This window comes from Thiothrix litoralis (assembly GCF_017901135.1).
Lineage (GTDB): Bacteria > Pseudomonadota > Gammaproteobacteria > Thiotrichales > Thiotrichaceae > Thiothrix > Thiothrix litoralis.
In genome coordinates this window covers 741,491-757,729 of record NZ_CP072801.1, presented here as the reverse complement: position 1 = coordinate 757,729, position 16,239 = coordinate 741,491, and the positions used below count along the sequence as shown (strand labels likewise).

Sequence of the window (16,239 nt, the reverse complement as noted above, 5' to 3'; positions counted from 1 at the left end):
TCCTCAGAACAAACAAATCTTATCTTTCATCTACTGGAACATAGTCACGAGCCGTTGCACCAACGTACAACTGACGTGGACGCCCGATACGTGACTCTTCGTCACCCATCATTTCATCCCATTGCGAAATCCAGCCAATGGTACGCGCCAGCGCGAACATGACCGTAAACATACTGACTGGAATCCCCATGCTCAGGAAAATAACACCGGAATAGAAGTCGACATTCGGGTACAGGTTACGTGCCTTGAAATATTCATCGCTCAATGCCACCTGTTCCAGCTCACGCGCAATCGCGAACAGCTTCTGGTTCGGGTCATTGGCAGGCAAGCGGTCGAGAATTTCATTGGCCAGCTCACGGATGATTTTAGCGCGTGGGTCGTAGTTCTTGTAAACCCGATGCCCAAAGCCCATCAAACGGAAACGGTCATTCTTGTCTTTGGCACGATCTACCCAATGTGACAGTGGCAAACCGGATTTCTCGATTTCACGTAACATGTTAATCACAGCCTCATTCGCACCACCGTGCGCAGGCCCCCACAAGGATGCAATCCCCGCAGCCACCGCTGCAAACGGGTTCGCTTCCGAACTGCCCGCCAAACGTACTGTGGACGTGGAAGCATTTTGCTCATGATCGGCGTGCAAAATCATAATGACTTCCAGCGCCTTGGCATGTAATGGGTCAACCTTGTACGGTTCGGTCGGCACAGAGAACATCAGGTGCAGGAAATCTTCCGCATACGACAAGTCATTGCGCGGATAAACGAATGGCAAGCCAACCGAATAACGGTAGCTCCATGCCGCAATGGTCGGCATTTTAGCAATCAAACGGTGCGCAGAACGCTTACGCTGTTCCGGGTCATGGATATTCATGTCATCGTGGTAAAACGCTGACAACGCCCCGACCACACCCACCACGGTTGCCATCGGATGCGCATCCCGACGGAAACCCCGGAAGAAATACTGCACCTGATCATGCAACATGGTATGGCGGGAAATCATGTACTCGAAATCTGCCAATTCTTGCTTGTTCGGCAAGTTTTTATTCAACAAAAGGTAGCAGACTTCCAGAAAGGTGCTGTGTTCTGCCAATTGCGCAATCGGATAACCACGATAGAGCAGCGTGCCCTCATCCCCATCCAGATAGGTGATCTCACTGGAACAACTGGCGGTTGACATAAAACCGGGGTCATAGGTGAAATAACCCAACTCTTTATAGAGCTTGCGGATGTCAATCGTCTTGACACCCACACTGGGTTCTAGGACATCCAGTTCAACCTGTTTACCCGTGGCGTTATCCGTAAGGGTTACGGTCTGTTTGGTCATGGGGCACTCCAAAGCAAAAAATCAATAAGAAAACCAATAGTCTATGGCAAAAACAAGCCTCGCCTTATTTATTTGGAGAGACTGGCAAATGCAGCGGCAACACCCTTCCCTAGTTCAGCCGGAGACTGAACAGTATACACACCCGCGTTTTGCAGTGCAGCATACTTTTCCTGCGCAGTACCTTTTCCGCCTGCAATAATCGCACCAGCGTGACCCATGCGCTTACCCTTGGGTGCAGTAACGCCTGCAATGTAGGAAACCACAGGCTTGGTTACGTTGGCTTTAATGAACTCTGCCGCTTCTTCTTCCGCCGACCCACCGATTTCGCCACACATCAGGATCACTTCCGTTTGCGGATCAGCTTGGAACAAGGTCAGCGCATCGATAAAACTCATGCCCGGAATCGGGTCGCCACCGATACCGATACAGGTGCTTTGACCCCACTCGCCGGTTTGCTTAACCGCTTCATACGTCAAGGTACCGGAACGAGAAATGATACCCACCTTGCCAGGTTTGTGGATGTGACCCGGCATGATGCCGATTTTGCATTCACCCGGTGTGATGATACCAGGGCAGTTTGGCCCGATCAGACGCACGCCAAGGCTGTCGACCACGACTTTAGCATCCAGCATATCCAGTGCCGGAATGCCTTCAGTAATGCACACGATCAGCTTGATACCGGCGTAGGCCGCTTCAATGATAGAATCTTTGCAAAATGCGGCGGGTACATAAATAACGCTGGCTTCTGCGCCGGTGGCTTCGACCGCTTCACGCACGGTATTGAATACCGGCAAACCCAAATGCGTTGTGCCACCTTTGCCCGGCGTAATACCGCCAACCATTTTAGTGCCGTAAGCAATCGCTTGTTCGGAATGGAAAGTACCTTGCTTGCCAGTGAAACCTTGGCAAATAACTTTAGTGTCTTTATTGATTAATACGCTCATGCGGCTTCTCCTACGGCAGCGACAATTTTCAGGGCAGCATCACCGAGATCGCTCGCAGCAATCACAGCCAAGCCACTACTAGTCAGCAATTCAGCACCTTTTTCTGCATTATTGCCTTCCAAACGCACTACAACAGGGACAGAAACATTCACTTCTTGAACCGCTTTGATAATCCCTTCAGCAATCAGGTCGCAACGCACGATACCGCCGAAGATATTGATCAGAATGCCTTTAACAGCAGAGTCTGACAGAATGATTTTGAAAGCTGCCGCGACGCGTTCAGCCGTTGCGCCACCGCCCACGTCGAGGAAGTTGGCAGGTTGACCACCGGACAGCTTGATGATGTCCATAGTCGCCATTGCCAAGCCTGCGCCGTTAACCATGCAGCCGATATTGCCTTCGAGTGCAACGTAGTTCAGTTCCCATTCGTCTGCTTCGATTTCACGCGCATCTTCTTGGGATTTGTCACGCATTGCGACCAAGGCTGGCTGACGGTAAAGAGCATTGCTGTCCACATTTACTTTGCCATCGAGACACAGCAAGTTGCCTTCAGCCGTTACGACCAATGGATTGATTTCTACCAAAGACAGGTCTTTTTCCTTGAACATTTTGCCCAAGCCGACCAGTAATTTGGTGAATTGTCCAATTTGTGCACCTTCTAAACCCAAGCCAAACGCCAGATCGCGCCCTTGGTAAGGCATAACACCAACCAATGGATCAACCATTGCTTTAAGGATTTTTTCTGGGGTTTCATGGGCAACCGTTTCGATTTCCATGCCACCTTCAGTAGAAGCCATGATGACGATACGACGTGTAGCACGATCGAGAACAGCACCGAGGTACAGTTCACGGGCGATATTGCACGTTTCTTCCACCAGAATGGTATTGACCGGCTGACCGTTTTTGTCAGTTTGGTAAGTCACCAAATTTGTGCCCAACAGGCTAGCAGCAAACGTACCGGCTTCTGCTGGTGTCTTAACCAGTTTCACGCCACCTGCTTTACCGCGACCACCGGCATGGACTTGCGCCTTAACGACAACCGTCGCTGTCGACAACGAGGCTGCCGCTGCTTCTGCTTCTGCCGCAGTAGACGCAACTTTGCCATTAGGCACAGGCATCCCGTATTGGCTAAATACAGATTTGGCCTGATATTCGTGTAGATTCATCCTCAGTTCCTTTGGTAATTCACCGCTAAAACGCGGGTTATATTCGTACAAACGCCACGTATCTGCATACAGCAGACCGTGGCGTTAAGCGTATTCTATTAGAAAGATGGCTTACTTACGCTTTTTGCCAACGGCATGAAGTGCCCGCCCATCTACTGCCAACATGGCTTCGTGAATCGCTTCTGAAACAGTTGGGTGCGCAAAGGTCATGCGTGCAAGATCTTCCGCCGAACATTCGGTTTCGATCGCAATCACGGCTTGTCCCACCAGTTCAGAGGCCAATGGCCCAACAAAATGCACGCCTAGAATCCGGTCAGTGTTGGCATCTGCCAGTACTTTCACCAGACCATCAGCTTGATCCATCGCTTTAGCGCGACCATTAGCAGCAAACGGGAAGCTACCAACGTTGTATTCAACACCCGCCGTTTTGAGTTCGGCTTCGGTTTTGCCTACCCACGCAATTTCCGGGTGAGTATAAATAACCCACGGAATAGCGTCATAGTTGATATGTGGCTTTTGGCCTACGATCTGTTCGGCAACCAGCACACCCTCTTCCGAGGCTTTGTGTGCAAGCATCGGGCCAACCACGCAGTCACCGATGGCGTACACGCCCGGTACGGCTGTTTGCAGGTGGCCGTCAATCACTACGCGCCCACGCTCATCGAGTTGCACGCCACAATCATCAGCGAGAACACCCGCCGTGTTGGACTTGCGCCCGACGGCAACGATCAAACGGTCAACCAGCAAGGTTTGCTCGCCTTTAGGGTCGTTGTAGGTCACGGTGATGCCGTTATCGCCTGCTTCAACCTTAGCAACTTTCGAGCTGAGGCGGATGTCCAGCCCCTGCTTCTTGAATTGCATTTGCGCTGATTTGGCGACATCACGGTCAGCCGTGCCGAGGAAATCATCCATCGCTTCGATGACAACCACTTCAGAGCCGAGGCGACGCCAGACGCTGCCCATTTCCAGACCGATAACACCTGCGCCGATCACGCCGAGTTTTGCAGGAACGGTTTCCCAATCCAACGCACCCGCCGAATCGACAATGCGCGTATCCAGCCATTTGGCAATCGGCAGTTCAATCGGGGTAGAACCAACCGCAATGATCACGTTGTCAGCAGCGTGAGTCGCAACCGTGCCATCATGCGCAGTGACTTCTACTTGCTTGCCTGCCAGCAACTTGCCACGACCTTGTAACCAAGTGATGCCGTTAGCCTTGAACAATTGCTCAATGCCCCCCGTCAATTGGTTGACGATTTTGTCCTTGCGGGCAACCATTTTGGCAACGTCAATCTGCAAACCGTCAACCGTAATGCCATGATCAGCATTGTGTTTGGCGATTTCCTCAAAACGCTCGGAGCTTTCCAGCAAGGCTTTGGAAGGAATACAACCGACATTCAGGCAAGTGCCGCCCAAGGCTGGCTTTTGCTGTTTGTTGATCCACTCTTCCACACACGCGGTTTTCAGGCCGAGCTGGGCGCAACGTATGGCTGCCACATAACCACCGGGGCCTGCCCCGATGATGATGACATCATATTTATCAGTCATGACGTGTTACCTCAAACATCCAATACCAAGCGAACCGGATTTTCGACCAATTCCTTGATGGTTTTCAGGAAGGTAACAGCACCTTGACCGTCAACGATGCGGTGGTCATACGACAGAGCCACATACATCATCGGGCGAATAACAATCTGATCATTGACAACGACAGGGCGCTTCTGGATCGAGTGCATCCCCAGGATCGCGCTTTGAGGAGGGTTGAGAATTGGGGTTGATAGCAACGACCCAAAAACGCCCCCGTTGGTTATAGTGAACGTACCACCAGTCAGGTCGCCCATATCCAGCTTGCCTTCACGGGCTTTGGCTGCGTACCCGGCAATGCCGGATTCGATGTCTGCCAGACCCATGTTTTCGGTGTTGCGCAGGATAGGCACGACCAAACCGCGATCAGATGACACGGCAATCCCAATATCGCAGAAGCCGTGGTAAACAATGTCATTGCCATCAATGGAGGCATTGACTTCAGGGAAGCGTTGCAGCGCTACAGCGGCCGCTTTGACGAACAGGGACATAAAGCCCAATTTCGCTTTGTGTTTTTTCTCGAAGGCGTCTTTGTATTCGGCACGCATATCCATCAACGGTTTCATGTCGATTTCGTTGAAGGTAGTCAACATCGCGGTGGATTGCTTGGCGTACATCAGACGTTCGGCGATGCGTGCACGCAGGCGGGTCATAGGGACGCGCTGTTCCATGCGAGCACCAGAAGCGGCAACAGCAACTGTTGGCGCAGGTGCACTAGCAACAGTGGCTGGCGCAGCAGCAGGTTTGCTGGCAACCGCAGCTTGTACGTCTTCCTTGAGGATGCGGCCTTGCTTGCCGGAACCTTCGACATCAGTCGTAGAAAGATTGTTTTCAGCCATCAACTTGCGGGCAGCGGGAGCTGTTTGAGGTTCAGCATTAGCGGCTGGAGCGGCAGCAGGTGCTGCTTCGGCGGCTGGAGCGGCAGCAGGTGCTGCTTCGGCGGCTTTAGGAGCGGCGGCTACTGCACCTACTGTCATACGACCCAGCAATTGGCTGCTGATGACAGTTGCTCCGGCTTGTTGGACAATTTCAGTGAGGACGCCATCAGCAGGCGCAGGCACTTCCAATACTACTTTATCGGTTTCAATTTCAACCAGAACTTCGTCCTGCTTGACGCTATCACCGACCTGCTTGCTCCATGTCACCACGGTAGCATCAGCGACGGATTCCGGTAGTACCGGGGTCAGAATCTCACTGCTCATCTGCACACATCCTCTTGGTATTGTCTCAATTAGCACCCGATTAGATGCTTCCTTTGATGATCTTATGAATTGTCGACATTATAGGGTTTTTTATGGCTAAGGTCAACCAGATATGGTTCACATTGTCGACATTACGCGCCTATCTGCACGCTTAATGTACGGATAAAAGTATACAAGGAATCTTTTGTCGACACCAAAAACAAAAGACCCCTCAGGGTCTTTTGTTTGGTATCAAAGAAGGAGGAAAGCTTACTCGCCTTCGCCTACTGCTTTCATGCTCAAACGCATCCGACCCTGACGGTCGATTTCGATGACTTTAACTTTGACGATATCGCCTTCATTCACGAAATCCGTAACTTTTTCCACACGGTCATTGCTGATCTGGGAAATGTGCAACAAACCGTCTTTACCCGGCAGGATGGTCACGAATGCACCGAAGTCCATCAAACGTACCACTTTACCGGTGTAAACTTTGTCCAGCTCGACTTCAGCAGTGATCGCTTCGATCATGCTACGCGCTTCATAGGCAGCTTTCGCGTCAATGGCGGCGATTTTGATGAAACCTTCGTCATTGATGTCAACACTTGCGCCCGTTGCAGCAGTAATGCCACGGATGGTTTCGCCACCTTTACCGATAACTTCGCGGATTTTGTCCGGGTTGATCTTCATGGTGACGTAACGGGGTGCGAATTCAGACACTTCGTCACGTGGCGCTTCCAGACCTTTGGCCATTTCGCCGAGGATATGCAAACGACCTGCTTTGGCTTGTACCAGGGCTTGCTGCATGATGTCCTTGGTGATGCCCGTGATCTTGATGTCCATTTGCAGCGCGGTAATACCGTCGGAAGAACCGGCTACTTTAAAGTCCATATCACCGAGGTGATCTTCATCACCAAGGATGTCGGACAGAACAGCAAAGCGCTCGCCTTCCTTGATCAGACCCATCGCGATACCCGCAACCGGTGCTTTCAACGGTACGCCTGCATCCATCATTGCCAATGAACTGCCGCACACACTCGCCATGGAGCTGGAACCATTGGATTCAGTGATTTCAGACACGCAACGGATGGTGTAAGGGAAATCGTCAGTGCTTGGCACCATCGCCTTCACACCACGTTTAGCCAAACGACCATGACCGATTTCACGACGCTTCGGTGAACCAAAACGCCCGGTTTCGCCTACGCTGTACGGCGGGAAGTTGTAGTTGAACAGGAAGTTATCTTTGTATTCACCCGTAATCGCGTCAATGACCTGTGCATCACGTTCTGTACCCAGCGTGGTGACAACCAGTGCCTGTGTTTCACCACGGGTGAACAGTGCGGAACCGTGTGCACGTGGCAATACGCCAACGCGAACAGTAATTTGACGTACTGCGTCAAGGGCACGGCCATCAATACGGGGCTTACCATCAAGGATAGTACCGCGCACGACTTTCTTCTCAGCGTTTTTGAATTCACCTTTGATTTCGTCAGCGCTGAAACCTTCTGCGCCTTCTTTCGCTGCCAGCTTTTCAACCAGTGCACTCTGCACTTCATGAATACGGGCATAACGCGCTTGCTTATCAGCAATCTGGAAAGCTTCAACCAGATCAGCAGAACAAGCCGCTTCCACCGCATCTGCCAGTGCAACATTCGCTACAGGAGCAGACCAGTCCCACGCCGGAGTGGCGACTTCTGCCGCCAGTTCTTTGATGGCATTGACCGCAACTTGCATTTGCTCGTGACCGAACATGACCGCGCCCAGCATCACCTCTTCGCTCAGCTCTTTCGCTTCAGATTCAACCATCAGCACCGCAGATTCAGTACCTGCAATCACCAGATCCAAATCAGACGTGAGCAGCTCTTCTTTGGATGGATTCAGCAAATAACCACCATCGCGGTAGCCAACCCGTGCTGCACCGATAGGGCCTTGGAATGGCATACCAGACAGCGCCATCACCGCAGAAGCACCCAGCAATGCTGGAATATCAGCGCTGACTGCCGGGTTCATGGAAACCACCGTCGCAATCAATTGCACTTCATGCGTGAAGCCTTCTGGGAACAGTGGGCGCAAAGGACGGTCGATCAGACGGGCAACCAATGTTTCCTCTTCAGTAGCACGCGCTTCGCGTTTGAAGAAACCACCGGGAATGCGGCCTGCTGCGTAGAATTTTTCTTGATAATCCACCGTCATGGGGAAGAAATCACGACCCGGAACGGTTTCTTTGCTGCCAACGACGGTAACCAGAACACTGGTGTCGTCCATGGTGATCAGGACGGCGGCGGTAGCTTGCTTGGCGATTTCGCCAGTTTCGATAGTGACGGTATTATTACCGTATTGGAAAGTCTTGGTGATTTTTGCCATGACGTTGGGATGTCCTTTTAAGCGATTTTATGGGGAGAGAGGTATCACGGGCAGGCTGTTGAAAAAGATTCGGTAGGTTGTACAAAGCCTTTTCAACAACCTTCCTGCGTGACGAGTAATGATAAACAATGAACTGACACATAACGAAACACCGCACAAAGGCGGTGTTTCGTCGTGCTGCACCTACTTAGCGGCGCAGACCCAAGCTGGAAATCAGGGCTTGATAACGGCCCAGATCCTTGCGCTTGAGGTAATCCAGCAGCTTACGACGCTGGCTAACCATTGCCAACAATCCGCGACGGGAATGGTGGTCATGCTTGTGGTTTGCAAAATGGTCCGTCAGATGCTGAATTCGCGCTGTTAACAGCGCAACTTGCACTTCCGGGGACCCGGTATCTGTGTCTGATTGGCGGTATTGTGCAACAACACCAGCCTTTACTTCTGCACTCAGAGACATATTCGCCTAGGCTCCAGATTTAAGGTTGCTAAAAAGGGGCGAATTATACACCCGCCCCTTTAGACAGTACAGCCTTAGTTTATGCAGATCCTCAAGCCTTCGGACTCGGCAAACCCGCGCATTCACGGAAAATGCGCTTGTGGCACTGGGCACAAATACCGCGATCTAAACGCCTACTCAGGGATTTGATGGCAGCTTCCTTGCTGCCAAAAACATTGCCTTCGCCAAAATCAGCCACAAAGTCGATACGATCCATAAAGTCATAGACTTTGTTTTTCGCCCCTTGCAGGTATAAACCGCCGCCCAGTGACTTGAGACGCTTGGCTTCCTGCACCAGCATTTCCGCCCCGGCAAGATCAATGAAATTGATGCTTTCACCAATCATCAGAACGTGCTTAATGTGCTGTTTCTCTACGATCTTGCCCAATTCACGCTGAACCTTGTCCAGTGAACCGAAATAGATCGACATATCGACCCGTATCATTTTCAACTGCGGGCATTCTTGCAGGTTGTATTCCTCCACTTCCGCGAGCTTATGGTGAACTTCTTCAGGATTGGGTGCCAAACTGACAATACTGGGCATGGATGTGCGCATCAGGAAAATCATCAGGGACAAGATGACACCCATGTAAATGGCGAATTCCAGCTCCATAAACAAGGTCGCGAAAAAGGTTGTCGCCAAAATCGAGGTTTCGGAACGGCTACTTTCAATAATGTGCTTGATATGATGCATGTCGATCAAGTTATAGGCTACCAACAGGATAATCCCCCCCATCGCCGCTACCGGGAGATACTTGGCTAACGGTGCAACCAGCAACACGATCAGTGCCAACAGAATGGCTGCAAATACTGCGGCCAACGGGGTTTGCCCACCCGCAGCGTAGTTGATACCAGAACGGGTAAACGACCCAGAACCCGCGTAGCTGGAGAAAAAGCTGCCGACAATATTCGATAAACCTTGCCCAACAAACTCCTGATTACCATCCAGCCGCTGCTGGGATTTGGTCGCAATCGAACGGGCAATCGACACTGCTTCAATCAAGCCCAGCAATGCTACGGCAAACGCCCCGGAGGCCAATTCACGTAACATGGCGAATGACAGTTCCGGCACAGAAAACGGCGGTAAATGCCCCGGAATTTCACCGACATATTTAAGGCCGTGTGCTTCGCCCCCCACTGCAAAACTGGCAAGACTGCCCATCACCATCCCAAACAACAAATGCGGCATTCTGGGGAAAAACCGTTTCAGCAACAAGGCAGACAGCATGGTAAAAACAGCCACAAGCAGGATGTACGGGTTAATCCCGCCAATGTTTGTAATCACATCCATCCAAGTATGCAGGAAAGATTCACCTTTGGGGATGGCAATACCCAGCACGTATTTCATCTGGCTGGTAGCAATCAGGATGGCAGCCCCCGCAGTGAAACCAATAACCACAGTATGCGAAACAAAGTTAACCAGCATTCCCATGCGCATCAGGCCAAATACCAACTGGTACACACCAGCAAGGAAGGTCAATGTCAGCACCATCTGGATGAATTCTGCTGAACCTGGCTCTGAATAACGGCTAATAGTAGAAAAAACCACCAAGGAAATTGCCGTGGTCGGACCAGAAATAAGGTGTAATGAGGAACCGAACAAACCGGCAATGATCGGTGTCACCATCGCAGTATACAAACCGTATTCTGGCGGTAGCCCGGCAATCGCAGCAAACGCTACACCTTGGGGCAACACCACCACAGCCCCGGTCAATCCTGCAAAAAAATCCGCCTTAAGTGTCTGGCGATTAACCATCCCAAACCATACCAGAAAGGGGAGGAAAAATTGTTTCATTGACGACGACATCCTGAAAACCCTAAAAAGAATCGGAATGTTACAACATTAACAAACACTAATACATGACGAAAAAGCAAAAACCTTCCATTCATCAGCTTTCAGCCCATTAATCCTTGCCGATAACTTAGAATAGGCTAAAAACAATGATTAATAGGTATTATGAGAGTCAAAAGTAACTGCTACGGCATCCCCATCCAGAAGTATTACTTCACTCAACCACAGCACCCTAATTGGCATGATTTACTGTTGCCCACCGCCTACATGGACTGCTATTCCCCGGCAAAGCCGCGCCTGTTCAACACTGAATACCGCCATACCCTGCTGACTGACCTGACCCCGGACGAAACCAGCATTTTCCAGAATTTCCCCAAAGATACCCGCAACCAGATTCGCCGTTGCGAGCAGGAGCAGCGCTTTACCCTCAACCTGAACACCCCGCTCGAACAATTCATGCCGCTCTACAATGCCTTTGCACAGACGCGAGGCTTATCCCTGTTCACTGAAGCTGATGCGAATAGCATCGGGCGTAATAACTACGCCATTTTCAGCGCCGATTACGCAGGCAGCCCTGTCATTTGCCACTTCTACCTGATCTCGGCAGCCACAAGCTGTACCAACTTGTTGATTTCAGCCAGTTCGCAAGCCTATAAACATGACCCTGACATGCGGCGCGCTATGGGCTTTGCCAACCGTTGCCTGCACTGGCAAGGAATGTGTCATTTCAAGAAAGCAGGCTTCCGTACCTACGATTGGGGTGGCTACGTAGAAAATACTAACGACCCGATCATGCAAGGCATCAATCGCTTCAAACGGACATTCAATGGGAAAAAAGTTCCGCTTTACAACTATTACTCCCCTGCATACGGTTTTATTGAATTAGCACGCCAAAAGCTGCGAGAATTACGGGCTTAACCATAAGGAGCTAACTAGCATGAACCGTTTTCAACAGTTGCTGACTATCGTACTGGCAACCGCCAGCTTTACTGCTGCATCCAGCGCGATGGCAGATGAAGAAAAATCACCGGAAGAACAGGCGATTAGTTACCGTCAAGGTGCTTTCACCATGATCAAACACCACTTTGGCCCAATGGCTGCCATGGTCAAAGGTGATGTCGAATTCAATGCGGCAGAATTTACTAAGAATGCCGAAGCCGTTGCAGCATTAAGCAAATTCCCAATCAATGGCTTCGTTGCAGGCAGCTACAGTGGCGAAACCGAAGCCAAAGCTGATATTGAATTGAACGCTGAAGATTTCAACAAGAAAATGGAAACCTTCCAAGTAGAAGCAGCCGCTCTGGTTGAAGCCGCCAAAGGTGGCGACATGGCAGCCATCAAACCGCAATTTGGCAAAGTTGGCGAGTCCTGCAAGGCGTGCCACAAGGAATATAAGGAAGATTAAACGCTTCCCGATTCCTGCCTCTTAGTTTGCCACCTGCACCACTCCCGGTGCGGTGGCAAACGGGGGCATACTATCAACCGTCGTTTTTGCGGATTCCATTGCAGCTTTGGCTTCATCAGCCTTGCGGTCCACCAGCCAATCAGTCACGCCCGCGCCAATCCACATGCTGAACAGCGCAACCCAAGCCGTAATAACCAGCACTACACCACCAGTCACACCTGCGCCTACTGCACAGCCGCCTGCCAGCATACTGCCAAATCCCATCAACGCCGCCCCGATAAAGAACCGCGAAAAACCACTGTCCTGCGTGAACTGCTGCCACTTGAATTCACGGGTCACCAATGCTGCTACCAAAGAACCCAGGAATACCCCCGGAATAAGGCCAACATCAAAACTCAGTGGCAGGTCAGGCTGATTGATCAACCCCATCAAGGTATCGGCAGAAGGGCCTGTAAAACTGACGCTCTTGACCGCCACAATATCGAACGAATTAGCCGCATGCCAACTGGTCAACAACCAGCCCAGTGCAATACTGAAACCCGTAATAATGGCAGCAAAGCCCCACCATTTATTCACCTCATGACGCTTCGCGAACCACAATGCGAACAGCAGGAAAGCAACACCCAGCATCAAACCACCGTGTGGCGGTAGCCAGTGTGCAAAACCACGCGCACTGCCATCCACCATCCACCACGAAGAAATATTTTCACGTAACGGCGACAAGCCACCGCGCAACGATGCCTGAGCAACAATAGTAACCACCAGCCCAGCGACCATGGTGCGCATATTACCCGTCGCGGATAACACCAGTAAGCGACTAGCGCAGCCACCGGCCAACACCATGCCACCACCAAACAGCAAGCCACCCACAATTGCCCCTGACATTGACCCGGCATTCGTCAACTGCCGAATTTGCCCGGTATCAATCGCACCCGTCTCGATAAAATATTGCGTGCTGATCATCGCAGCACCGAAAGCCAGCAACCAGATAGCAAACTTCTTACCCGTCTGCCCGCGCCAGAATTCCACACAGGCGGCACGCAAACAAAAACGGCTTTGCTGGGCGAAAATACCGAAGGTCAGACCCACGGCTAGCCCAATGATGGCGGAGATTTCCCCGGTACTGAGTTGCCCAAACACTGCTTCAAAATTCATTTCACTCTCCCTTCCCCGTGAGAACATCACGCAGAAGTCATGCCTATTTAATGGAGAGCATTTTATTCAGTATATAATTAAACGCTAATGATCTGTATCAAGATAAACGCAATCAACCCGCCAGAAATTTAATCCCAAAATACACACCCGCGTAAATCACCGCGAACACGACCAACCCCAACCATGCGGGTTTGAAAGCCAATGCAGGCGGCGGTGATTGCGTAACAGGCCAATCAGCCTGCCCGACCACCATCGCCTTAATCAAATTGGTGCGCTTCACCACGCGATAATACAACACCGCCGCAACATGAACAGCCACCAGCAACAGAATGATATTAAAGGTTAAATGATGGATGGTGGTCAGTGTGTCAGCCGTACTGCCTGACACCAGACCGATCAACGGCCCTTCGGTCATGATGTCATCCGTCGCGAACAAGCCTGTTACGCCCTGAAACACCACTATCAACAACAAGGCCACCACCATCCATGCACCTAAAGGGTTATGTCCTGCATGAAATGCCGTACCCTGCCCCATTAGTTCACGTAAATGCTGGAAAGCATGGCGTGGCGACGTCATAAAACGGGAAAATCGCGCAGTATCGCTACCAATAACGCCCCACACCACACGGAATAACACCAACGCCAGCAGGAAAACCCCGCTACGCTCGTGCCATACCATCCAGTTGCCACCGGTTTCTGCGCAAAACCACGAGAAACCGATACCTACTACCAATGACCAGTGGAACAAACGTGTCGGCAAATCCCACAGGCGTACAGGTGTCGTTTGCATCACTTAAACCCCAACACATCCTGCATATCAAACAGACCAGATGGCTTGTCACCCAACCAACCCGCCGCACGTACCGCACCTTTCGCAAAGGTCATACGGCTGGAAGCCTTATGAGTAATTTCCACCCGTTCGCCAATATCAGCAAACAGCACCGTGTGATCGCCGACCACATCACCGGCACGCACCGTGGCAAAACCAATCGTCTTGCGGTCACGTTCGCCAGTCACGCCTTCACGCCCGTAGACAGCGCATTCTTTCAAGTCACGCCCCAACGCCTCGGCCACCACTTCACCCATGCGTAACGCCGTGCCGGAAGGCGCATCAATCTTGTGACGATGGTGTGCTTCAGTGATTTCAATATCCACTGTATCGCCCAGTACCCGCGCCGCCATATCCAGCAGCTTCAGGCACAGGTTAACGCCGACACTCATATTGGGCGCAAAGACCACCGCAATTTGCTCGGCAGCCTTGGCAATCGCAGCCTTGCCGTTGTCGTCAAAGCCGGTCGTACCAATCACGATTTTCTTGCCCTTGGCCACGCACCAGTTGAGGTGCAGCAAACAAGGTTCGGGGCGGGTAAAGTCGATCAAGACGTCGAAATCGTTGGCAGCTTCATCCAGTGTTGGAGAAATGATGACGCCATTTTTGCCAATACCGGCAACTTCGCCCGCATCAGCACCGATCAAAGAACTAGCGGGGTGTTCCGTCGCCACTGACAGTTCCAGCCCTTCTGTTTGGGTACAGACTTCAATCAGCGCCTTGCCCATGCGCCCACCGGCACCTACGACTGCAATTCTGGTCATTACTTGTCACCTTCAAACAGGTCTTTAAAGAAACTCTTGGCCTTGTCTGCCCAACCGTGCTCTTGCGGGCTGTGCCGCTTACCACCTTCGTGCATGGAAGCATCCAGTTCTTCCAGTAATTCGCGTTGGCGTTTGGTCAGATTGACCGGGGTTTCCACCATTACCCGACAAATTAGATCACCTACCGAAGAGCTGCGCACCGACTTCACGCCCTTGCCACGCAAGCGGAACTGCTTGCCCGTTTGGGTTTCAGCGGGAATTTTCAGGGTCATTTTATTGCCGTCAAGGGTTGGTACTTCAAAATCACCGCCCAAGGCTGCCGTGCTGAAACGGATAGGCACTTCACAATGCAGGTTGTCACCTTCACGCTGGAATAGCGCATGGGGCTTGACGAAGACCTGTACATACAAATCACCCGCTGGCCCACCGTTAACACCCGCCTCACCTTCGCCCGCTAAACGTACCCGGTCGCCATTATCGACACCCGCCGGAATGCGTACTGACAGGGTTTTCTGCTTTTCCTTGCGGCCTTGCCCGTGACAATCATTGCAAGGGTCGCTAATGATTTTGCCCTTGCCGTGGCAATGCGGACAGGTTTGCTGGATGGCGAAAAAGCCTTGCTGGATACGTACCTGACCATTGCCGTGACAGGTTGGGCAGGTTTGCGGATGCGTGCCCGGTTTGGCACCACTACCACTACAAGTATCGCAGGTCTGCATAGAAGGCACGCGAATGTCGGTGGTCGAGCCAAAAACAGCCTCTTCCAGCGTCAACTCCAGATTGTATTGCAGGTCGCTGCCCCGATAGGCACGGTTTGCACCGCCACCACCACTGCGCCCACCGCGTCCACCACCAAAGATGTCGCCGAAAATATCTTCAAAAACGTCACCGAAGCCGCCCTGCCCACCGCCGCCGCCGCCAAACCCACCGCCTGACTGATCGACTCCGGCATGACCAAACTGATCATAAGCCGCCCGCTTTTGCGGATCGTTGAGGATTTCGTAAGCCTCTTTCGCTTCTTTGAATTTGGCTTCAGATTCCGCGTTGTCAGGGTTGCGGTCAGGATGGTGCTTCATCGCCAAACGGCGAAAGGCCTTTTTCAAGTCATCTTCGCTGACATTCTTTTGTACACCAAGGACTTCGTAATAATCCCGCTTGGACATAAATTCAATTCCCACTTAAACGCAAGCAGGCACAGCAGGAAAATCCTGCTGCGCCTGTATTTTTAGAGAATG

14 protein-coding genes are annotated in these 16,239 nt (G+C 51.6%); 2 read left to right on the top strand and 12 right to left on the bottom strand.

Features of this window, described 5'->3' with window-relative positions:
* Positions 1-19: 19 nt before the first annotated feature.
* From J9253_RS03590 to J9253_RS03555, 8 genes are all read right to left on the bottom strand, one after another.
* Positions 20-1,324: a citrate synthase gene (locus tag J9253_RS03590; RefSeq protein WP_210223341.1), complete on the bottom strand. Its 1,305-nt coding sequence runs from the start codon at positions 1,322-1,324 to the stop codon at positions 20-22.
* Between the two features lie 68 nt (positions 1,325-1,392).
* Positions 1,393-2,268 (bottom strand): succinate--CoA ligase subunit alpha, encoded by an 876-nt coding sequence (sucD, locus tag J9253_RS03585; protein WP_210223340.1) that lies wholly within the window; start codon positions 2,266-2,268, stop codon positions 1,393-1,395.
* The gene (gene sucC, locus J9253_RS03580) at positions 2,265-3,434 is read right to left on the bottom strand and encodes an ADP-forming succinate--CoA ligase subunit beta (protein WP_028487952.1); all 1,170 of its coding nucleotides are present in this window, start codon (positions 3,432-3,434) and stop codon (positions 2,265-2,267) included. The genes sucD and sucC overlap by 4 nt, the downstream gene beginning before the upstream one ends.
* 111 nt (positions 3,435-3,545) lie before the next feature.
* The gene (gene lpdA, locus J9253_RS03575; protein ID WP_210223339.1) at positions 3,546-4,982 is read right to left on the bottom strand and encodes a dihydrolipoyl dehydrogenase; all 1,437 of its coding nucleotides are present in this window, start codon (positions 4,980-4,982) and stop codon (positions 3,546-3,548) included.
* Positions 4,983-4,993: 11 nt separating this feature from the next.
* A complete protein-coding gene (odhB, locus tag J9253_RS03570; RefSeq protein WP_210223338.1) occupies positions 4,994-6,220 on the bottom strand; it encodes a 2-oxoglutarate dehydrogenase complex dihydrolipoyllysine-residue succinyltransferase in 1,227 nt (408 codons plus the stop codon).
* A gap of 249 nt (positions 6,221-6,469) precedes the next feature.
* On the bottom strand, positions 6,470-8,563 hold the full coding sequence (gene pnp, locus J9253_RS03565; RefSeq protein ID WP_210223337.1) for a polyribonucleotide nucleotidyltransferase: 2,094 nt from the start codon (positions 8,561-8,563) through the stop codon (positions 6,470-6,472).
* Positions 8,564-8,750: 187 nt separating this feature from the next.
* On the bottom strand, positions 8,751-9,020 hold the full coding sequence (gene rpsO / locus J9253_RS03560; RefSeq protein ID WP_028487948.1) for a 30S ribosomal protein S15: 270 nt from the start codon (positions 9,018-9,020) through the stop codon (positions 8,751-8,753).
* 91 nt (positions 9,021-9,111) lie between these two features.
* The gene (locus J9253_RS03555; protein ID WP_210223336.1) at positions 9,112-10,854 is read right to left on the bottom strand and encodes a SulP family inorganic anion transporter; all 1,743 of its coding nucleotides are present in this window, start codon (positions 10,852-10,854) and stop codon (positions 9,112-9,114) included.
* A gap of 162 nt (positions 10,855-11,016) precedes the next feature.
* On the opposite strand from J9253_RS03555, the gene J9253_RS03550 reads away from it, so the two are divergent.
* The gene (locus J9253_RS03550) at positions 11,017-11,769 is read left to right on the top strand and encodes a hypothetical protein (protein WP_210223335.1); all 753 of its coding nucleotides are present in this window, start codon (positions 11,017-11,019) and stop codon (positions 11,767-11,769) included.
* Between the two features lie 19 nt (positions 11,770-11,788).
* Positions 11,789-12,256, top strand: coding sequence for a c-type cytochrome (locus J9253_RS03545; RefSeq protein ID WP_210223334.1), 468 nt, complete (start codon positions 11,789-11,791; stop codon positions 12,254-12,256).
* A gap of 21 nt (positions 12,257-12,277) precedes the next feature.
* On the opposite strand, the gene J9253_RS03540 is transcribed toward J9253_RS03545, so the two are convergent.
* The 4 genes from J9253_RS03540 to dnaJ all read right to left on the bottom strand — a co-directional run bounded on the left by J9253_RS03540 (position 12,278) and on the right by dnaJ (position 16,167).
* Positions 12,278-13,411, bottom strand: a complete 1,134-nt coding sequence (locus tag J9253_RS03540) for a YeeE/YedE family protein (RefSeq protein WP_210223333.1) — start codon at positions 13,409-13,411, stop codon at positions 12,278-12,280.
* Positions 13,412-13,523: 112 nt separating this feature from the next.
* Positions 13,524-14,201 (bottom strand): cytochrome b/b6 domain-containing protein, encoded by a 678-nt coding sequence (locus J9253_RS03535; protein ID WP_210223332.1) that lies wholly within the window; start codon positions 14,199-14,201, stop codon positions 13,524-13,526.
* On the bottom strand, positions 14,201-15,004 hold the full coding sequence (gene dapB / locus J9253_RS03530) for a 4-hydroxy-tetrahydrodipicolinate reductase (protein WP_210223331.1): 804 nt from the start codon (positions 15,002-15,004) through the stop codon (positions 14,201-14,203). Before dapB ends, J9253_RS03535 begins: the two co-directional genes overlap by 1 nt.
* Entirely contained in the window at positions 15,004-16,167 is a 1,164-nt protein-coding gene (gene dnaJ / locus J9253_RS03525) for a molecular chaperone DnaJ (RefSeq protein ID WP_210223330.1), read from the bottom strand. The genes dapB and dnaJ overlap by 1 nt, the downstream gene beginning before the upstream one ends.
* Positions 16,168-16,239 lie beyond the last annotated feature (72 nt).